The organism is Actinosynnema sp. NPDC050436 (genome assembly GCF_040655415.1).
In the GTDB taxonomy this organism is placed as follows: Bacteria; Actinomycetota; Actinomycetes; order Mycobacteriales; family Pseudonocardiaceae; genus Actinosynnema.
The window spans coordinates 171591-190725 of record NZ_JBFAJV010000012.1; the positions used below are offsets into that span (position 1 = coordinate 171591).

The 19135-nt window shown below is 71.6% G+C and carries 17 protein-coding genes and 1 pseudogene; 1 reads left to right on the forward strand and 17 read right to left on the reverse strand.

Annotated elements, in window-relative coordinates; translation table 11 throughout:
* Window positions 1–28: 28 nt before the first annotated feature.
* The 15 genes from AB0I60_RS27060 to AB0I60_RS27130 all read right to left on the reverse strand — a co-directional run bounded on the left by AB0I60_RS27060 (window position 29) and on the right by AB0I60_RS27130 (window position 16008).
* Window positions 29–790, reverse strand: coding sequence for a DUF6071 family protein (locus AB0I60_RS27060; RefSeq protein WP_360734257.1), 762 nt, complete (start codon window positions 788–790; stop codon window positions 29–31).
* Window positions 787–2256 carry a carbamoyltransferase C-terminal domain-containing protein gene (locus AB0I60_RS27065; protein WP_360734260.1) on the reverse strand — a complete coding sequence of 490 codons (1470 nt, stop codon included), beginning with the start codon at window positions 2254–2256 and terminating at the stop codon, window positions 787–789. Before AB0I60_RS27065 ends, AB0I60_RS27060 begins: the two co-directional genes overlap by 4 nt.
* Window positions 2238–3485, reverse strand: coding sequence for a hypothetical protein (locus AB0I60_RS27070; protein ID WP_360734263.1), 1248 nt, complete (start codon window positions 3483–3485; stop codon window positions 2238–2240). Before AB0I60_RS27070 ends, AB0I60_RS27065 begins: the two co-directional genes overlap by 19 nt.
* A 23-nt stretch (window positions 3486–3508) precedes the next feature.
* The gene (locus AB0I60_RS27075) at window positions 3509–4852 is read right to left on the reverse strand and encodes a UDP-glucose/GDP-mannose dehydrogenase family protein (RefSeq protein ID WP_360734266.1); all 1344 of its coding nucleotides are present in this window, start codon (window positions 4850–4852) and stop codon (window positions 3509–3511) included.
* Window positions 4836–5834, reverse strand: coding sequence for an NAD-dependent epimerase/dehydratase family protein (locus tag AB0I60_RS27080; protein WP_360734269.1), 999 nt, complete (start codon window positions 5832–5834; stop codon window positions 4836–4838). Before AB0I60_RS27080 ends, AB0I60_RS27075 begins: the two co-directional genes overlap by 17 nt.
* Window positions 5835–5890: 56 nt before the next feature.
* On the reverse strand, window positions 5891–6469 hold the full coding sequence (locus AB0I60_RS27085) for an AAA family ATPase (RefSeq protein ID WP_360734272.1): 579 nt from the start codon (window positions 6467–6469) through the stop codon (window positions 5891–5893).
* A 66-nt stretch (window positions 6470–6535) separates the two neighbouring features.
* On the reverse strand, window positions 6536–8368 hold the full coding sequence (locus AB0I60_RS27090; RefSeq protein WP_360734275.1) for a carbamoyltransferase C-terminal domain-containing protein: 1833 nt from the start codon (window positions 8366–8368) through the stop codon (window positions 6536–6538).
* 53 nt (window positions 8369–8421) lie between these two features.
* Complete coding sequence (locus tag AB0I60_RS27095; RefSeq protein WP_360734278.1) at window positions 8422–9495, reverse strand: glycosyltransferase; 1074 nt, start codon at window positions 9493–9495, stop codon at window positions 8422–8424.
* A complete protein-coding gene (locus AB0I60_RS27100; RefSeq protein WP_360734281.1) occupies window positions 9492–10706 on the reverse strand; it encodes a radical SAM protein in 1215 nt (404 codons plus the stop codon). The genes AB0I60_RS27095 and AB0I60_RS27100 overlap by 4 nt, the downstream gene beginning before the upstream one ends.
* A gap of 13 nt (window positions 10707–10719) precedes the next feature.
* Window positions 10720–11463 carry a hypothetical protein gene (locus tag AB0I60_RS27105; RefSeq protein WP_360734284.1) on the reverse strand — a complete coding sequence of 248 codons (744 nt, stop codon included), beginning with the start codon at window positions 11461–11463 and terminating at the stop codon, window positions 10720–10722.
* A gap of 2 nt (window positions 11464–11465) precedes the next feature.
* Window positions 11466–12470, reverse strand: a complete 1005-nt coding sequence (locus AB0I60_RS27110; RefSeq protein ID WP_360734286.1) for a Gfo/Idh/MocA family oxidoreductase — start codon at window positions 12468–12470, stop codon at window positions 11466–11468.
* On the reverse strand, window positions 12467–13432 hold the full coding sequence (locus AB0I60_RS27115) for a Gfo/Idh/MocA family oxidoreductase (protein ID WP_360734288.1): 966 nt from the start codon (window positions 13430–13432) through the stop codon (window positions 12467–12469). The genes AB0I60_RS27110 and AB0I60_RS27115 overlap by 4 nt, the downstream gene beginning before the upstream one ends.
* 85 nt (window positions 13433–13517) lie before the next feature.
* Window positions 13518–14306, reverse strand: coding sequence for an ABC transporter permease (locus AB0I60_RS27120; protein WP_360734290.1), 789 nt, complete (start codon window positions 14304–14306; stop codon window positions 13518–13520).
* Window positions 14303–15076, reverse strand: coding sequence for an ABC transporter permease (locus tag AB0I60_RS27125; RefSeq protein ID WP_360734294.1), 774 nt, complete (start codon window positions 15074–15076; stop codon window positions 14303–14305). The genes AB0I60_RS27120 and AB0I60_RS27125 overlap by 4 nt, the downstream gene beginning before the upstream one ends.
* Window positions 15073–16008 (reverse strand): ABC transporter ATP-binding protein, encoded by a 936-nt coding sequence (locus AB0I60_RS27130; RefSeq protein WP_360734297.1) that lies wholly within the window; start codon window positions 16006–16008, stop codon window positions 15073–15075. The genes AB0I60_RS27125 and AB0I60_RS27130 overlap by 4 nt, the downstream gene beginning before the upstream one ends.
* Window positions 16009–16463: 455 nt before the next feature.
* Here AB0I60_RS27130 and AB0I60_RS27135 point away from each other — a divergent pair, with 455 nt between their 5' ends.
* The gene (locus tag AB0I60_RS27135; protein ID WP_360734299.1) at window positions 16464–17063 is read left to right on the forward strand and encodes a response regulator transcription factor; all 600 of its coding nucleotides are present in this window, start codon (window positions 16464–16466) and stop codon (window positions 17061–17063) included.
* A 118-nt stretch (window positions 17064–17181) separates the two neighbouring features.
* On the opposite strand, the pseudogene AB0I60_RS27140 reads toward AB0I60_RS27135, so the two are convergent.
* Window positions 17182–17325: pseudogene (locus AB0I60_RS27140) on the reverse strand (tetratricopeptide repeat protein); the annotation flags it as partial.
* A gap of 107 nt (window positions 17326–17432) precedes the next feature.
* Window positions 17433–19064, reverse strand: coding sequence for an NB-ARC domain-containing protein (locus AB0I60_RS27145; protein ID WP_360734302.1), 1632 nt, complete (start codon window positions 19062–19064; stop codon window positions 17433–17435).
* Window positions 19065–19135: the final 71 nt, after the last annotated feature.

Below are 19135 nucleotides of genomic sequence, written 5' to 3' on the forward strand. Positions count from 1 at the left end.
GAGCCCGACGAGGCTGGTGCGCACGTCGTCAACGGATCGCGTCCAGGTCCGGCCGGGAGCGGGTCTCGGCGTGCGTGGCGTTCGAGATCTGCAACGACCGCAGCCAAGGCATGATCGCTCCTGCAAAATGCTCGTGTGCTGCCGTGAGCGGGTGGCGGCGTGGGCCGTATGCGTGGCTGTGCGCGGTCATGGTGGACATCGAGTGCCCGTCCAGACCGGTGAGGCCGCCGTGCACGTAGCGGGGGTCGATCAGGTCCGTGAGGTGTGCCGGCGGTGGTGGGGCGTCGCGGAACAACGGGCGGGAGGCCAGGAAACCGAAGTGGTAGCCGCCGTGTGACAGGAAGGATTGGAGGAGGACCCAATCGACCAGGAACGTGTTCAGCGCGCCGCGGTCGTCGTGGATCTCACGGTAGTAGGTCCGGGCGAGGCGTTCCCGGCGGCGGGCGGCCCACGGCAGAACGCGGCGCCAGTGCTCGTCACCCGGAAGCAAGTCCGCGCGTCCCACCGGGTCCGGGGTGTCCGGGTCGAAGAACTCGTAGCGCTCCAACGAAGTCCACATGCCCAGGAAGAGGACCTCCGTCGACATCAGGCGGTGATCGGTCACCACGCGGTGCAGCGTCTCCACCGTGGTGCGCACCAACCTGCGGTTGCTCCCGCCACACACACCGAGGTTCACGACCTCCGCGCCCAGCGCCCGTCCGACCACGTGCGGCCACGCCCGAGCGCGGTCGTCCAGTTCATCGCCCCAGGTGAAGCTGCACCCGTTGGCGATCAGCAACCTGATCGTCACAACACCACCGCTCCCGTCACCCGCTCGAAGCGCTCGGCGTCGGCGCGGGAGTTGACCAGCGGTTCGCCCTTCACGTTCAAACTGGTGTTGAGCAGCAGAGGGCAGCCGGTCCGACGCTCGTGCTCGCTCAGGAGGTCGTGCAGTCCGGGGTGCTGCTGACGGTTCACGGTCTGCACTCGGCTCGTGCCGTCCACGTGGACGATGCCGGGGAAGCGCTCGGGGTTCCGGCACCGTGCGGTGAACTGCATGTACGGCGAGGACGGTGTGGGCAGGTCGAAGTACCGGTGCGCCACCTCCTCGCGCACCACCGGCGCGAAGGGGCGGAACGGCTCGCGCCCCTTGATCCCGTTCACCCTGTCTTTGGTATCGGCCCCGCGCGGGTCCGCCAACAGCGACCGGTTGCCCAGAGCGCGCGGACCGAACTCGGCCCGACCGCTGGCCACGCCGACGACAACCCCGGCCGACAGTGCGTCGGCCAGCTCCCGCACCGGGTACGGGCCGCCGATGTCGGTGCCGAGATAGGGACCGCGCCACCGCAACTGCCTGCCGAGCACCGCCGCCGCCGCACCCATGCTCGACCCTGCGTCGCCGGGGTTCGGCATGATCACGATCCGGTCGAACCCGCTGTGACGGGCGATCTCGCTGTTGGCGACGCAGTTCAGCGCGAGACCGCCCATCAGCACGAGCGTGTCGGCGCCGACCGCGTCCCGGATGCGCTTCGCCGCGGCGAGCAGGATGTCCTTTGTGACCTCCTGGATGCTGGCGGCGAGGTCCGCCGGATCGGCCCCGGGTGCCCAGTTCCCGATGCCCCGGTGCACGTTGTGCCGCAGCCGGAACCCGTCCGGTGCCAGGTCGACCAGTTCGTCCCGGATGCGTTGGGCGTACCGAGGTTCACCCAACGCCGACAGCCCCATGAGGATGAACTCCTCCTCGTTGGGCTTGAACCCGCACCGCTTGGTGAAGGCGCTGTAGAGCAGACCGAGGCTGTGCGGGTAGCGCCGCCGGTGAAGCACCCGGTAGCGGCCGTGCCGGAACTCACCTGCGGTGAACGTCTCGAACTCACCGATGGCGTCGGCGGTCAGCACGGCCGCCACGCCGACCCCGCTGGTGTAGTAGGCGGCGGACGCGTGCGACGCGTGGTGGCCGACGAACCGGATCGGGACGCCCGCGAGTTCCGAGCGGTGCAGCCCGTCGAGGTAGGCGCGCGGCAGGTCCTTCGGTGTCAGAGCGTCCCGCCACTGCCCGGCGCGCAGGTGGCGCAACTTCTTGCGCAGCGGCCGTTCGTACCATGCCACGAGGTCGGGCCGGCCCCACGAGAGCGCCTCGTCCAGCAGGCCCTCCGCCAGGTGTGCGTCGTTCTTTCGCCGGGAGTACCTCTCGGCGTGCGCGGCGAACCGGATCTCGTCGTCCTCGACCACGCACGCGGTTGCGTCGTGGGACAGTGCGGTCAATCCCAGGATGCGCATGGCCGGCTCACTTGTACAGGAACGGGTCGCGTCGCCGCAGGTTGCGCAGCGCCATCCGCCTGCGAAACCTGCGCAACAGGGAGCGGAGCGGTTGGGGGATGTTCACAGTCCTCCCTCGGTAACGGGTCGACGAGCGAACGGGGTTGCGGACGGTCGTCCGCCGACGTCGGGGTCACGCCATCGGCCACGCCCACGTCGGACGTTAACGGAGCACACCGCCCTGCGGTTGTCCCGGATTCGGGGGACGCGGTCGGGCGGCACAGCGTCGACCGGAGTTCCCGGTGCAGCGCGAGCAGCGACCTCTCGTCGTGCTCACCGGCCACTGCCACCCGCAAGGACGCCCCGGGAGGATGGCCCAGCACGAGATCTCCCGGGTCGATCGCGACCCGCGCCGACACGACGGCCGGTTGTGCGGCGGGCAGCGGCGGCAGGCCCGAGGTCCCGACCGGCAGCAGCAACTCCGCAGTCGACCGGGGACCGGCCGCGCCGGTCAGGCCCAGGTCGACGACCGGCGTGCACCGCCCCGCGAGGACCACCCACACCCTGGCGCGGCAGGTGCGGGGTTCCAACACCGCGACCGCGTCCAGCGCGGCGCGGGCGAGATCGCCGGAGCAGGTCGTCACGGGCCCGGCGAAGCCGATCGCGGTGCCCGTGTCGGGATCGCGCACCACCCGCGCAACGCCTTCGACGGCCGCCTTCCCGGCACTCGCGCCAACCGTCACCTCGAAGACCGGGCCGTCGAGGTCGGCGTCCACCAGGACGTGGCGGGTGGCGTCCAGGAGCCGGCCGCCGGGGTTGACAAGCGGCCACACCGCGCCCACCACCGCCGCGCGGGCGGAGGCGGTCAACGACCGGTGGGCGGCACACAGCCCGGCCGGGTGGCGGGCGCGGCGCGCCTCCCCGGTCGTCCCGCCGGTGACCGGCCGGACCGCGACCGACCCACCGAGGTCCTCCAGCACCCGCCTCGGGTCCTCGTCCCCGTCGAACAGGCGGAATCGCGGGACCGGGACGCCCGCCCGGACCAGCGCCCGCCGCAGGGCGAAGCGGTTGCGGCTCAACGCCGTGCCGCGTGGCGACCGGAACTGCGCACCCGGTTCCGTTGACCCGGCGGGCCCGTAGTCGTGCACCAGGACCGAGCGCACGAACTCGTCGTTCACGGCGGTCGAGCGCACGCCGCTGGCGAGCGCGACGACCCGCTTGACCGATGCGAGATCCCTGGTCCCGTCCACGGCGCCCCTTCCGCTGCGGACCGTCATGGTCGACCGAGCGCCCGGTAGGTCCAGGCGGCCTGCTTCCACTGCTCGGCGTCGAGGGCGTTGCGCGCGTCGACCACGCGGCGGTGACTCACCACCGCGCCCAGCACGGCGGGGTCGATGTCGGCGAACTCGGCCCACTCGGTGGCCAGTACCACCACGTCTGCCTGCGCACAGGCGTCGAGCACGGTGTCGGCGCAGGTCAGCGAGGGGTGGTGCCGCCGGATGTTCTGGTTCGCCTTCGGGTCGTGCACCACCACCCGCGCGCCGGAGCGCGACAGCTCCTCCGCCACGTACAGCGCCGGGGAGTCCCGGATGTCGTCCGATCCCGGCTTGAACGCGCCGCCCAGGACGGCCACGCGACGACGTGCCAGCTCACCGTCGCACTGCTCCCGGACCAGCCGGACCGTCGCGCTGCGCCGACGGGTGTTGATCGCGTCCACCTCGCCCAGGAACGACAACGCGCCGCCCACACCGAGCTCACGCGCCCGCGCCTGGAATGCCCGCAGGTCCTTCGGCAGGCACCCCCCGCCGAAGCCCAGCCCCGGCCGGATGAACTGGTCCCCGATCCGGGGGTCGTGGGACAGCCCTTCGGACAGTCGTGTCACGTCCGCGCCCACCGCCTCGCACACCTCCGCCATGGCGTTGATGAACGAGACCTTGGTCGCCAGGAAGGCGTTCGCCGCCGATTTGGTCAGCTCGGCCGTGGCGAGGTCGGCGACCACCAACGGCGTGCCCCGGTCCACGAACGGCGCGTACAACTCCTTGAGCACCTTCTCTGACCGCTCGGAGACCACGCCCAAGACGATGCGGTCCGGCGCGAGCGTGTCGGCGACGGCATGCCCCTCGCGGAGGAACTCGGGGTTCCACGCCACGTCGACAGTCGTCGACGGCGGTGCGAGCCCACTCACCGCCTCCAGTATCCGCGCGGCCGTGCCGACGGGCACGGTCGACTTGCCGACCAGCAGGCAGTCGTGCCCCAGCAGCGGCGCCAGCCGCCGGACGGCCGCGTCGAGGTGGCTCAGGTCCGCCGCGTCCTGGCCCCGGCGCTGCGGGGTGCCGACGCACAGGAAGTGCACGTCCGCTTGCGCCGCGACCTCGTAGGACGTGGTGAACCGCAACCTGCCCGACGCGGTGTGCTCCTCGACCAGCCCGGCCAGCCCCGGTTCGTAGAACGGCACGTCGCCCGCGTTGAGCCGGGCCACCTTGTCCGCGTCGATGTCCAGCCCGGTCACCCGGTAGCCCAGCTCCGCCATGCAGGCGGCGTGGGTAACGCCGAGGTAACCGCTTCCGATGACCGAGATCCGCAACACGCTCGCCCCCACCCTAGACCCGGATCTCACCGGATGTACGCTGCGCGGCCTCGTCGGAGGCGAACCACCCGATCGTGCGGCGCAGGCCCTCGTCCAGCCCGGTTTCCGGTGACCAGCCCAGCTCCCGCTGGGCAGCGGTGATGTCCGGGCACCGCCGGCGCGGGTCGTCCGGCGCCGCATCGACGAACCGCACCGGCGACCCGCTGCCGGCCAGGCTGCGGATGCGCTCGGCCAGTTCCAGCACGGTCACCTCGTGCGGGTTGCCGATGTTGACCGGCGTGCGCAGCCCCGACCGCGCCAGCGCCAGCACGCCCCGGACCAGGTCGTCGACGAAGCACAGGGACCTGGTTTGGCGACCGTTCCCCGCGACGGTCAGCGGCTCGCCCGCCAACGCCTGTCGGACGAAGTTGGGCACCGCCCGGCCGTCGTCGTGCCGCATCCCGGGCCCGTAGGTGTTGAAGATGCGCACGATGCCGGTGTCCACAGCGCCTGTCTGGCCGAACGCGGTCGTCAGAGCCTCGGAGAAGCGCTTGGCCTCGTCATAGACCGACCTCGGCCCGACAGGGTTCACGTTCCCCCAGTAGTCCTCCCGTTGCGGGTGCAGCAGCGGATCGCCGTACACCTCCGAAGTGGACGCCATCACGAAACGGGCACCGCACCGCTCGGCCAACCGCAGCGCGTTGTACGTGCCGGCACTGCCGACCCGCAACGTCGCCACCGGCCGCGCCGCGTACTGCGGCGGTGAGGCCGCCGACGCGAAGTGCAGCACCAGGTCTACCGCGCCATCCACGACGAGTCCGTCGCTGACGTCCGCGACGGCCAGTTCGAAGCCGGGTTCGTCGCGGAATGGCGCGACCGCCTCCGGTGACCCGGTGGAGAAGTCGTCGACGCAGACGACCTCCGCGCCGTCGCGCAGCAGCGCTGCGCACAGGTGTGCGCCCAAGAAACCGGCACCGCCGGTCACCACGGCGCGGCGGAACTCCCGTCCGCTCGCGCTGGTTAGCGAGTCCATTGCCCAACTCACCCTCTCTCGTCCACCGCGGCGGCCGGCTCGGCCCGGGTGCCGGGTCAGGACGGGATGTCGAAGACCTCGCCGGAGTCCACCAGTCGCCACAGCCGCGCGGCGGCGTCCGGGACGGCCAGTTCCGAGTTGTCGATCACCGGGACGCCGAGGTCCCGCCAGCGCTGCATCCGGTCGTGGATGATCCGCAACATCCCCCCCGACAGCCTGCGGGTCCCGCAGCGGTGGGCGTTGCGCTCCACCAGCACGTCGAACCGGGGCAGCAAGACCGCGAACCCGACCCGCCGGCCCGGCAACTCGGCCCGCCAGCGGTCCAGGCCCACCTCGTCCCAATCGGGGAACACCGCGTCGTCCACGAAGCACAGGTAGCCCTCCGCCGTGTAGCGCAGAACCAGATCGGCGCACGTCGTGCGCGCCAGCGCGTACTGCCGCGACGCCAAGTCGGACCAGCCGTCCCCCGGGTCGGCGTACCCGGACTTCACCACGTCCCGCACATCGTCCAGCGACGCGTGGACCGTAGGCCGTCCCGTCGTGCGGGCAAGGTGGTCCACCACCGTCGTCTTGCCCGCCCCGGCGGGGCCGCTCACCAGCACCACCGGGGCCTGCTGCACACCTTCTGCCGTCAACGTCCAATCCCTTCGGTCGGGTTCCGACGCCGCCGGGTCCGTGTTACCCGGCGGCGCACCGACCACTCATGATCCGGCAGTCGACCCGATTGACCCGCGCAGCAGGTCCGAGGTGTCGGACAGCTCGCTGAACCTCCCCGGCCCGGTCGCGATCTGCCTGCCGAAGCTGTGGCGCAGCGCGGCGTGCCGCAGCCGGCCCACCGGGTCGCCGGAACGCCGCACGAGGCGGGCGAGCGCGAGTGCGGTCGGGTTGTCCGCGAGGGCCACCAGCGCGCCGCCGAGGAACAGGACGTCCAGCCCGGCGGACAGGAATGCGGCCACCGCGTCCTCGGCGTCCGACACCAGCGGCTCGTCGTGGATGTTGAAGCTGGTGTTGACCAGCACCGGGATGCCGGTCCGCTCCTCGTACTCGCTCAGCAGCCGGTGCAGGAACGGGTCGCTGTCGGCGGTCACCACCTGCGGTCGGGCCGTGCCGTCGACGTGGACCACGGCCGGCGCCGCGTCCCGGACCCAGTCGCGCACCGCCACGCACACGGTCATCGCGTCCAGGCAGCCCCGCACGTCCGAGAGGCCCCCCAGGTCCAGCACGTCGTCCGCCCGCTCCGCGCGCAGCACCGGTGCGAAGGGCATGAACTCGGTGCGGCGGAGCATTCCGTTGAGCCGGTCGTTGACCCCGGCGTCGTCTGCCGCGCACAGGATCGAACGCCGGCCGAGCGCACGCGGGCCGAACTCCTGTCGGTCCCGGACGACTGCGACGATCTGCCCGGCGGCCAGTCGGCCGACCAGCTCCCGCACCGGGTCCGCCGGTCGTGCGTACACCAGTCCCGCGCCGTCCAGCACTGCGGACACCTCACCCGTCCCCGGTCCCAGCGCCATCGCGGCGGGTGCACCCGCTCCGGCTCGCCGGGGCCGCCTGCCCTCCGCCTCGTCGACCGCGTCGCGCGCGGCGACGGCCGCGCCGACGCTGAGCCCGTCGTCGCCCATCGGCGGCGCGACGAACACCGAGGGAAATCCGAGCCGCGCCATTTCCTGGTTGGCCCGCACGTTGGCGAACAGCCCGCCGGACAGCACCAGCGGCAGATCCGTCCCGTGCGCGGCCGAGATCCAGGTGCCGATCTGGCGGAGCCGGTCCTCCAGGGCGTCCTGCGCCGCGCGGGCGATGTCGGCGTCGGAGAACGGCAGTTCCGCGCGGTAGCGCTCGGCGAGATAGCGGTTCACCTCGTAGAACGGCGGCACCTCGGCGTCCAGGAAGCCGACCCAGTCGTACAGGCGGTGCTCCGCGGACCTGATCCGCCGGTGCAGCTCCCACAGCGCGCGGTCGCAGGCAGGGTCGGGACGACCGTGCGCGGCGAGCCCCGTGACCTTGCCCTCGTGCTTGCAGGGCGCGAACCCCAGCAGCACGGTCACGTCGGTGTAGAACGCGGCCAGCGGCTCCCGGTCGCTGAACGAAGCCTCGGCGAGGCGCTCGACCCGGCCGCGAGTGACGTGGAACAGGCCCATGGTCACTGGGCACGTGTAGGCGCCGTAGTCACCGGTGAGCACGAACGCCTCCTCGTGCCCGGACAGCACGAAGCCGGTGTAGGCGTGCATCGCGTGGTGGTCGAAGTGCAGCACCGGCAGGCCGAGGGAGGCCAGGCGCTCGTGCCACACCCGGGGATAGGGCGTGACCAGGTGCTCGGCCGGGTGCAGCACGGACGCGAACACCGGGTGGGAGGCGACGGGTTTCGCGGCGTCCTCCAGGTAGGGCACGCCGACCGCCTGGACGCCGGTCAGATCCACCGAACCCAGGGCGCGGTGCGGGAACCGGCCGTCCTGCTTGACCCGGGAGAAGCGCTCCTCCCCCACCGCGTAGACCGGCACCCCCGCCCGGTCCACCAGGCACAGCGAGCTGTCGTGCATGCCATTGTAGTTCAAGCCCAGGACAGCGCCGGGCCCGGCGTTCCAGCGGGTGGTCACCGCCGCGCCCCCTCGCCGTCCGGTTGCGCCCGGAACGTGTCCCCGTCCATGAAGCCGAACCGCGAGAACAGGTACCGCGGGCGCCGCAACTGCCACGCGCCGACGAACTCACCCAGGTCGAAGGACCAGTCGAGCAGCGTGCTCGCCAGCACCTCGGGCAGTGCGGCGGGGCCGTCGCCCGGGCGGAGCCGGTGCCGCGCGTGCGCGGCCACCACCGCCGCGAGGACCACCGGCACCGCCGCCAGGCTGCGGCCCCGGGTCGGGCCGGCCGTCGCCAGCGCGACGGCCGCGGCGGACGCGACGACGCTGATCGGGTTGAGCCGGAAGTTCCGCCGCTCGGGGTGCTCGCGGTCCAGCCAGGTCGCGGACCGCCCGTAGGTGAACAGCCGGCGTCCGATCGAGCCGACGCTGTCGCCGGTCGCGCGGGAGTGCAGGACCACGGAGTCGGGATCGCACAGGATCGGCCGGCCCGACTTGGTGAGCCGGATGCCGAGGTCGACGTCCTCGCCGCCGACCACCGTCAGGGTGTCCTCGGCGAACCCTTCGATCGCGTGGAACGCCTCGGCCCGCACCGCCAGGTTGGCGCACGCCGACCAGGTGATCTGCGCATACCGATCCGGCCACGAGAACGGCTGGTTGAGTTCCTGCGTGCGGCGGAACAGACGCAGGACGGCGGTCTCCTCGCCGACCATCCGCACCGGCCCGGCGACGCCGCCGACCTCCGGCGGCGAGTCGCGCAGCACCTTGCCGATCCGCGCGAGGTAGGCGTCGGTCACCCGGCAGTCCGAGTCGACGAACACCAACTGGTCGTACCGGGCCGCACGGGCCCCGAGGTTGCGCTTGCTGCCGACCCTGCGCGGCCCGCGCAGGTAGCACGCGTCCAGTTCCGCGCAACTGCGGCGGTGCGCGTCCGCGTCGCCCGCCGTCGAGTCGTCGACGACCAGGACCTCGGTCGGCTCGCCGCACCCGGCCCGTGCAGTCCGCAGCGACACGAGGAGGTCCCGCAGCAGCCCGACCCGCCCCTTGACCGGGATCACGACGGACAACCCCTGCGGTCGGATGTCGTTCATGCTCGTCCCACCCCGCTCGACTTGACGGTCAGCGGGAGCAGGACCCGGCTCTCGGGCGTCTCGGCCTGGTCGTCGCCGAGGAACGTCTGGCGGGCGCACGAGCCGCCGCCGTTGGCCCACAGGACGGTCCGGGTGTCGGTCGACACCACGTGCCGCCGGTACTCCGGGTGGATCTCGTCCTCGAAGTCGACGTACCGCTGCAGGTAGCACCACCGGCAGGCGCTGAACTCGTCGCCGAGTGCGTCCTGCGCGTGCGAGTGCCGCAGGTGCCGGAACCCCTCGGAGTTCCAGATGTCCTCGAAGGAGCTCTCGGTCAAGGAGCCGAAGGTGTACTTGGTCATGCCGATCAGGTGGTCGCAGAAACCCACCCGGCCCTGGTAGCTGATGTAGGCGTAGGCCCAGGGGTGCATGCACATCTGCTTGACGTCGTCGTCGAGGTTGAGTTCGACGTCCAGCGAGGATGCCAGTTGCAGCCGGACGCCGAGCTCCCGAGCCCTCGCGGTGGACAGGTCCAGCGCCCGCCGCACCCCGTCGAGGTCGTGGCTCAGGTGCCACGGGTGGTCGAGCCCGATCTGGATCGGGGCGAAGGTGACCTGCCGGATGCCGAGGTCGTCGGCGAGCGCGACGATGTCGGGCAGTTCGTCCAGGTTCGGCCGGCTGACCACGACGTAGAGGGACAGGCCGTGCGGATCGGCCCCGTGCTCGTCGCGGAACCGGACGAGGTCGCCGGCAGTGCGCCGCAGTCGCTCCAGCGTGCCGCCGGAGCGCAGCTTGCTGAACAGGTCCTGGGAGGCGGCGTCACAGGACAGCACGACCTGGGAGTTCGCCGCCATCATCCGGTCCCACACCGAGCGGTTGTTCACCTGGCCGTTGGTCACCAGCCGCAGGCGCGCGCCCGAGGCCAGGACCCGGTCGACGGCGTGGGGAAACCCTTTGAGGATCGTGCTCTCGCCCCAACCGCGCAGGTCGACCAGCAGCGCGGTGTCGAACAACTCGTCGGCCACCCGGTCGAAGACCTCGGGCGGCATGTTCCAGTCCGGCCGGAACTTGGTGGCGCTGCGGCAGCTCGGACACTCGAGGTTGCAGTTCTGGGTGAGTTCGACGAACAGCGCGAGCGGCCTGCTGCGCAGCGCGGTCTCCCGCTTGTCGAACTCCTCGATGTTCAACCGCTGGTTGTCCGTCCGCGCGGCCGACATGACCGGGTGCTTCACCGATGTTCTCCCCTCATCGCTTGACGACCGCGTGGAACCTGGTGAACAGCCCCAAGGGGTCGTCGGTTCCGTTGTCCTGTTCGAGCACCACCCAGTCCACTGCCGACCGCTCGGCGGCCTGGAGGCACACCGGGAAGTCGACCGCGCCGCGGCCGAATTCCCGACCGCCTTCGGGGGTGCCGTCCTTGAAGTGGTAGTAGCCGCTGAACTCGCGGAACTCGGTGACCGTCGCGGCAGGATCGGCACCTGCGGCCAGTGCCCAGTAGGTATCGACCACGACCCGCAGGTCCGGCACCGCCTCCCGCAGGACGTCGACACCACGGCGGGCCGCCCCGTCGCGGGGCAGCGGGGTCAGTTCGACGTCGTGGCAATGGAAGTACAACCGGGTGCCGGCATCCTCGAGCCGCTGCAGCACCGCCGCCAGCTGCCCGGACAACGCCCGGTAGCCGGCCACCGACTGCTCCATGCCGAACGCCGAGAGGATCAGCCGAGAGCAGCCGAGGCCGTCCAGCACACCGACCCACCGGTCGAGTTCGGCCGGCTCGACCACGTCCGCGACGAACAGGTGCAGCGCTGCCACCTCGGTACGCCGGCGCAGGGTGGCCACGCCCTCCGGGTGCCCGGCGACGTTGCCCATTACCTCGACGGCGTCGAACCCGCCCGCCTCCACCAGGTCCAGCGCCGCCGACAGGTCGTCCTCGGGCAACCTGCCGAGCACGCCGAACCCGTTGATGCCCAACTGGATCGCGGTGCGCATCGTCAACTCCTCCTCTGGGCACCCGCGCCGGCGGGCACCCTCGCCACCAGCAGGTCCGCGTTGCGCGCGGACAACAGCAGTGCTTCGGCCTCGCCGTGTGCGAACCGCGAGCGAGCGCCCGCCGCCACGTGGCGGTGGATCTCGGTGATCATCCGGGTGTAGGCGTTCTGACCGGCGAAGGCGTGCGATTCCGGGGGGGCACCTTGGCGCAGCACCAGAGCCTCCGTGGGGGACCCGCCCGGGTTGAACGCGTGCTCCAGCACGGCGGTCGCCCGTGCGGTCCGCAGCTCCACGGGTGTGTTGACCCAGTCCGTGCGGAAGTCGCAGTCGAAGACGGCTGCCCGGTCGTGGTCGAAGACCAGGCAACCGGCGGCGAAGCGGTCCACGCCCCTCGCGTCCGCCGAACGCGTGAACACCGCGTCCACGGCTTCACCGAAGAGCGCCGAGGCCGCCGCGACGGCATAGGTGCCCAGATCGCGGAAGGCACCGCCGCCGAGTTCGGGCCGCAACCGGATGTCGTCCGGGTCCGACTGCTCCTCGAGCCGAAATCCGATGTGGACGCGCAGCACCGCCGGTGCCCCGGCGTGGAGCGCGTCCTCGGCCCAGTCGCGCAGGAACCGCCACTGCTCGTGGAAGCGGAACATGGTGCCTTCCACGAGCAGCAGGCCGCGGTCCCGCGCCGTCGCAACCAAGTCCACGGCGTGGTCGGAGGACAGCACGGACGGCTTCTCCACAAGCACGTGCTTGCCGTGGTCGAGTGCTTCTTTCGCCCAGCCGTGGTGCAGACTGTTGGGCAGGGGGACGTACACGGCGTCGACCTCGTCGTCGTCGAGCACGTGCCGGTAGTCGCCGTACGCGCGTTCGAACCCCAGTGCCCGTCCGTGGTGTCGGGCGCGCGCCGGGTCACGGCTGCCGAGCGCGCGCAGCCTCCCACCCGCCTCGCGGATGGCGGGCACGACGTGTTCGAGCGCGATGGACGCAGTGCCGAGCACACCCCATGCGGTCACCGGGCACTCCTCTCTTCCCGACGCGGCGCACCGGCGATCGCTTCCTCCATCAGGCGGGTGATCAGGACGGCCGCAGTGGCGTCGCAGTAGTCCGGGGCGTGCCGCACGCGGTCGGCCACGTCGTGGTAGAACCGCCGGTACGCCACGGGAAACCCGGCCGGGTGGCGCAGCTCGTCGGTGCGGCCGTCGCGGTGCAAGGTCAGCACGCCGTCGTCGCCGACCTCCGCCGTGGCGCGGCTGCCCACGACGCGGATGCGGAACTCCGGCCGTGCGGCGGACCACGACACGGCCACGCGGCAGTCGACACCGGTCGCGGTGCGCAGCACCACCCGTGCCGAGGTCAGCACGCCCGCCGTCCGCGTCGACGCCGACACCTCGATCCCGGTCGGCCGGCCCACGACGGCGCCGACCAGGTAGCACGCGTGGTAGCCGAGGTCGGCGAGGCAACCTCCCGGGTCGTCCGCCCGCCACAGCGGGCGATGTGCCCAGGCGCCGGCGAACGGCCCGGTGGTGTGGTGGTAGTAGCTCATCGATCGCAGTTCGCCGAGCCACCCGGACGCCACCCGCGCGCCCAGTTCCGCCACCGCCGGGTCGTAGAGCCAGTTGTGCACGGGCACCAGGTGGGTGTCGGCCGAGTACGCACCCTCCAGCACCTCCGGTGCATCCTCGGTCCTGGAGACCAAGGGCTTCTCGACCACGACGGCACGGGCGTGGGACACCACGCGGCCCATCAGCTCGGAGCGCAACGGGCTCGGCGAGGCGAGGACCACGACCGCGTCGCGGACCAAGTCCGGCGACGGCTCCTCGGCGTGCACCACGTCCTGTGCGCCCAGCAGCGCCGCGACAGCAGCCCGGCGTTCGGCGGACGGGTCGACCAGCGCCGTGACGCCGAACCCGGCGGCCCGGCGCAGAGCGGGGCCGTGGGCGAGCTCGACGATCCGGCCGCACCCGATGATCACCACGGGTGTCCGTGCACCGACGTCGGCGGGCTGGCGTGACCCGGCCCGTGTCATGGGAACCGCCTCTCTGCTCCGGGACTCGGAGCGGTCAGACGAAGTCCAGCGATCCGTCCGCACGGGACCGCCGAAGGAATGCGCGGTGGGCGAGCAGCGCCGCCAGGAACCACCCCGATCCCACGGCGCACTCGGCCACCAGGTGCACGAGCACGTCTCCGGTCGCACCGTCCAGCCAGGCGCGGACCGCCAGGAGACCGTTGGTTACCGGCAGCAGGTGTGTCGCGCCGGCCAGCGGCTCCGGCCAGTAGGAGGCCGGGACGTTCACCCCGGCGAAGGCCATCAGGATGAGGTAGGCGACGTTGAGGACGAGCCACTGCAGGTGGACGTTGTGCAGGATCAAGGTCGAGAGCAGGCACCCGTACGCGTATGACGACAGTCCTGTGAGGACGATCATCGGAACGACGAGCGGCAGCCGCGACCACGGCAGGTCGACGCCGAGGAGGGACGGGAGGGCGAGAAGCGCGGCGGTGGAGGCCACGACACCCGTGCACACCCACTGGAGTCCGCGCGCGAGGTACACGGTGGCGACGCTGGTCGGTGACACGGCGAGCAGGATCAGGGTGCCCTGGTGGCGTTCGGCGACCGTGGAGTTGATGACGCCGACGGCCTCCACCGCGGCCAGCACGACGACGTTGCCGACCAGCAGGTAGCGAACGTCCTGCGCCTGCCCGACCATGCGGCCGATCAGCGCGAAGAACACCACCTGCGCCACCATCCGCAGTGCCCACGCGGAGAACCACACCCGTGCCGTGAACGTCGCGCGCACCTCCGCCACGCCGTGCGCGAACGTCTGCCCCACAACCCGCCACGTCGCCCTCACGCCATCACCGCCGTGCCCTCGGCGCGGATGCGGTGTTCCACCGAACGGGTGATCAACGCACCGGCCGCGAGCCCCGCAGCCCCGAACGCGAACAGCGCGAGCAGCAGCGCGGCGTTGCCGCCGACCTCGGGAGCGGCAACCGCGTCCCGCAGCAGCACCGCGCTCCAGTGCAGGAACACCAGGTCGGCCAGCGGGCGTGCCCACTCCGGCAGCACGTCCACCGGGAACACCACCGCGCCGAGCACGTAGAGCGGGAACGTCAGCGCCGCCTGGAACTGGCTCGCGGCGCGGCTGAGCACGAACAACGCGGAGAGCACCGCCCCCGCGCCGGTGACCGCGACCAGCGTCGCCAACGTGGCGGAGGCGAACAGCACCGGGTGGCGCGGGGTGAACTCCACCCCGAAGCCGACCACGGCGACCACCACGGCCTCCGCGAACGCCACCGCGCCCACCGACACGATCGCCACCAAGCGACCGATAACGACCAGCGGCAGCGGCGCGGGCGCGATCACCAGCAGCTCCAGCCGGCCCATCCAGCGGTCCGCGTCGACCAGGCCGCCGACCTGGGTCACCACCAACGTCCACAGGCCCATCAGGCTGGTGCCGACCACCGCCGGCACGACCAGCTCCTCGTGCCGCGACCGGTCCACGATCGACAGGACGACGGTGGACAGCAGCGGGGTCGTGACCAGGGCGACCGCCTCGGACGGACGGCGGACCACCATCGAGAACTGCATCCGCGTCGCGGCGGACAGGACCTCCAGGTTCACAGCCGCAACCCCCGGTCGCCGACGAAGTGCAGGTACACCTGTTCGAGCGTGGGTCGCTCGGTGCGCAGCCGGGTGACACCCCGGTCAACCAACCAGCGGAGCAACGGGTCGACCGCGCCCCGGCCGGTGGCCCGCCACCGGCCGGGGGCCGTCTGCTCGACAGCGACCACGAAGTCGTGGCCGGACAGCGCGGTGACGAGCTGTTCGTCATCGGTTTCGAACTCCACCGCGTCGTGACGGTCGAGGAACACACCGATGCGCCGCGGATCTTCGGTGAAGCGCAGCGTGCCCTTGTCTATGAGGGAGACGCGGTCGCACAACTGCTCGGCCTCCGCCATGTCGTGCGTGGTCAGCAGAATGGTCTTCCCCGCACCCCGCAGGTCGGCGACCAGCGCCCGGAAGTCCCTGGTGGCCACCGGGTCCATGCCGACCGTCGGCTCGTCCAGGACCAGCACCGGCGGGTCGCCGATGAGCCCGCGTGCCAGGTGCAACCGCTGCTTCATCCCCCGCGAGTAGCGCTCCACCGGGTCGTCCGCCCGGTCGGCGAGCCCGAGCCTGCCGAGCAGTTCGGTGGTGCGGCGGCGCGCTGCGCCCCGGGACAGCCGCGCGACCGCCCCCCAGAAGTAGAGGTTCTCCCGCGCGGACAACCGCGTGTACAGACCGCGTTCGCCACCGAACACGATGCCGACCAGCGCGCGCACCGCGCCGGGCTCGGCCATCACGTCGTGGCCGCACACCCGGGCGTTGCCCGACGTCGGCAGCACCGCGGTGGCGAGGATCTTCACCAGCGTGGTCTTCCCCGCGCCGTTGGGCCCGAGCAGCCCGTGGACCTCGCCCTCGGTGATGTTCAGGGTGAAATCGTCCAGGGCGACGACCTGCCCAGCGGAGTTCCGGTTCCGGTACACGCGGCCGAGTGATCGTGTCTCGATCATCTACCGTCCTCGGTGGTGGGGCGGTGGACTGCTTTGCGCAGTGATCTGGGAACGTCCGCCACCCTGCCCCTGATGAACGTGCAGCCACACGTCGCCTGTTTACGGGACAGATCGGAGGAGTTTATTCCAGACCACCACAAATCCCACAGCCGGTTATTGGGCGGACGCGACGGAAGCCGCGAAGCTTCCCACGCGGCCCATCACGGCGCAACTCGGCGGACTTCGTACTCGAAGCGCAGCGCCCCGTATGGACGACGTGGTCGACCTTGACCGGATCAAATGGGTCTCGCTATGCTGAACAGCAGTCATCCCATGTCCGGACCGCCGAACCGCCGGTTGGGCATCGAATTAGGGCGACCCGGCGACCGGGTGCGCGACACTCGTGCACCCGCACAATCCGGTCGACGCGGCGACGCGATAGGGAATAACCTCCACCTCCGAGGGGCGGGCTGTACGTGACGACTGTCCAGATCATCGACCGCTCACCGGTTTACCTCAGCGGGCTCTCGGCGATACTGCGCGATCACGGCTTCCTGGTCGTCCTGCCGAAATGCTCGGCAGAGAGCGCCGATTCCGTCGACCTGCTGGTTGTTGAAGCCGAACTGATGGCCTGCGACCTGCCCGAACTGGCCGCCGCCGCGACCAGGCCGCCTCTGCTGCTGTTGACGCAGTGCCCGATCGACGATCTCGTGCCCAATCTGACCGGTTCCGGGGTGGCAGGTTTCGTGGACCGCCGGGAGAACGCCGACACCATTGTCTCCGCTGTACGGGCCACCGCGAGCGGCGGATTTTTCCCGAGCGATTCCGGGTCACTCGGTCATGATTTGGGTTCGAATACCGAAACCGAGGCCCTGTCACAACGGGAACGACAGGTCCTCGACCACATCGCCCGAGGTTTCACCCACTTCCAGGTTGCGAATCGGCTCGGTATCAGCCGGCACACCGTGGACACCTACGTGAAGCGCATCCGGACAAAGTTGTGCCTCGGCAACAAGGCACAACTCGCGCGCGCAGCCCTGCTTGGACGAAACCTGAGAGGCACGGGTCTGGCGTAGCCCGAGTTGCTGCACGTTTCTCTCGGCACGCTCGCACGACGTGCGATGCCAGCTCACGCACGACACTGCGGGGGCGAACGGCGTCGCGTGGGACCTCACCTGAGTCGCCGACCACCCGGTGCACGTCGCCGAGGTGGTCGTTGGCGATGGCTTCGCCGTTGTGGTCGTCGTAGTTCCGGAACTCGGCGGCGGCCTGTTCGTAGCAGCGGATCGCTTCGGCGTGGTCGCCCAGCCGGAAGCGGATGAAGCCCAGGGTGTCCATCAGTCCGGCACGCGACACGCCCGGCCCGGTCCACTCCAGGGCTTGCAGGCCGTAGGTCAGCGCCTGGTGGTGGTCACCGAGTTCGGCGTGGCACCAGCTGATGCCGTTCAGCGCTTCGGAGCGCCCCGACTGATGGCCGATGTCCGTGTAGCGCTCGGTGCGCCCGGTGCAGCGCGGCCGTGTGGTCCTGCCGGAGGGTGGCCAGGCGTCCGAGGTTCATGCAGATCCGGGCCTGCTGGGCCACGTCGCCGCGCTCGCGGTGCAGGGTCAGCGCCGTCCGCAGGTGTTCCTCGGCCTCGGCGTGGCGTCCGAGCCGGGTGCTCGCCCGGCCAGGCATTGGCGCGCCCTCGCCCGGCCCTCGACGTTCCCGCTGCGCTTCGCCGCCGCCAGTGCGCGCGTCTGGGCGTCGTGGAAGTCCACGCGGTCGCCTTGGCGGTCGAAGAACGCGTAGAGGAGCACGTCGTCTGCCACACGTGGTCCGCCAGGCCTGCCGCCGGCGACAGGTCGGCGATCGCGGGCAGGACCGACCGCGCTGCGGCGAACCAGGCGAGCGCCTCGGCCCCACCGTCCAGCGGCGTCAGGTGGACACCGGGCACGGGGCTCGGGGTCGCCATGTGGTCGCTGGTGGGCGTGATGATCCGATCGGCTGCCGGTGCCGTGTTCCGGTAGTGGTCGAGCGGTCTCCGGGTGGCAGCCTCCCCGTCGGCCGGGCTGTCGACCTGCGCGCACAGGTCCGCCGCGTAGGCGCGGAGCAGGTCGTGGACGCTGCAGCGGCCTGCGGTGTCCTCGGTGAGGAGGTGGCAGCCGGTCAATTCCCGCAGGGCACGCTGGGTCGCCACGGGGTCCTCTGCGAGCGCACTGGCCGCCGACGCCAGGTCGAACTCGCGTGCCGGGTGCAGGCGGAGCGCCCGTGCCGCCGGGGCGCTCAACAGCCGGTAGGACCAGGAGAACACCGAGCGCACGTCGGCGTCGTCGTCGTGCACGTGCAGGCCGTCCAAGCCGCCGGACTCGCGGAGTTCTCCCGCCGGCGCGGTCAGTGTCAGCGTGCTGGCCGCCGCGCGCGCGGCGGCCAGCACCAGCGCCAGCGGCAGGTGCGCGCACTGCCGCACGACCTCGGTCACGGCTTCCGGCTCGGCCGCCACCCTCGCCTGGCCGAGCCGTGCCGCCAGCAGGGATCGCGCCTCGTCGTCGGTCAGCAGGTCGAGGACCACCGGCACCGCGTTGTTGGTGGTCATCAGGCTCGTCAGCCGGTTGCGGCTGGTGACGATCACCAGCGAGCCGGTGCCGCCGGCGATCAGCGGGCGTGCGTGGGCCGCGTCGCGGGCGTTGTCCAGCAGCACCAGCACCCGCTTGTCGGCCAACAGCGTCCGGTACAGGCCCAGTCGCGCTTCCGACGTGGTCGGGACGTCCCTCGGGCCGACCCCGAGCGCTTCCAGGAACGCGCGCACCGCCTCCCGCTGGTCGGCGGCGGCCCCACCGGGGTCGAACCCGCGCAGGTCGGCGTAGAGCAGGCCGTCCGGGAAGCGGTCGGCCGCCCGGTGTGCCCAGTGCACCGCGAGCGTGGTCTTGCCGACCCCGGCCGTGCCGGAGACCGCCGTGACCACCACGGTCCCCGCTCGGGGCGCGAGGTCGTCGAGCTGGCGGAGGTGCTCGGCCCTGCCCGCGAGATCCTGGACGTCGGGCGGCAGTTGGTGGGGCCTCGGCTTGGGCGGGGCGGCGGGCTCCGACGCGCCGGCCAACACGACCCGGTGCGCCTCCCGCAGCTCCGGGCCGGGATCGACGCCGATCTGCTCCGCAACCCACGGCTCAT

Coding starts and splice junctions, on each gene's coding strand:
- AB0I60_RS27065 (WP_360734260.1), bottom strand. CDS start 2,256: ATGCGCATCCTGGGATTGACCGCACTGTCCCACGACGCAACCGCGTGC.
- AB0I60_RS27080 (WP_360734269.1), bottom strand. CDS start 5,834: ATGGACTCGCTAACCAGCGCGAGCGGACGGGAGTTCCGCCGCGCCGTG.
- AB0I60_RS27090 (WP_360734275.1), bottom strand. CDS start 8,368: ATGCACGACAGCTCGCTGTGCCTGGTGGACCGGGCGGGGGTGCCGGTC.
- AB0I60_RS27095 (WP_360734278.1), bottom strand. CDS start 9,495: ATGAACGACATCCGACCGCAGGGGTTGTCCGTCGTGATCCCGGTCAAG.
- AB0I60_RS27105 (WP_360734284.1), bottom strand. CDS start 11,463: ATGCGCACCGCGATCCAGTTGGGCATCAACGGGTTCGGCGTGCTCGGC.
- AB0I60_RS27130 (WP_360734297.1), bottom strand. CDS start 16,008: ATGATCGAGACACGATCACTCGGCCGCGTGTACCGGAACCGGAACTCC.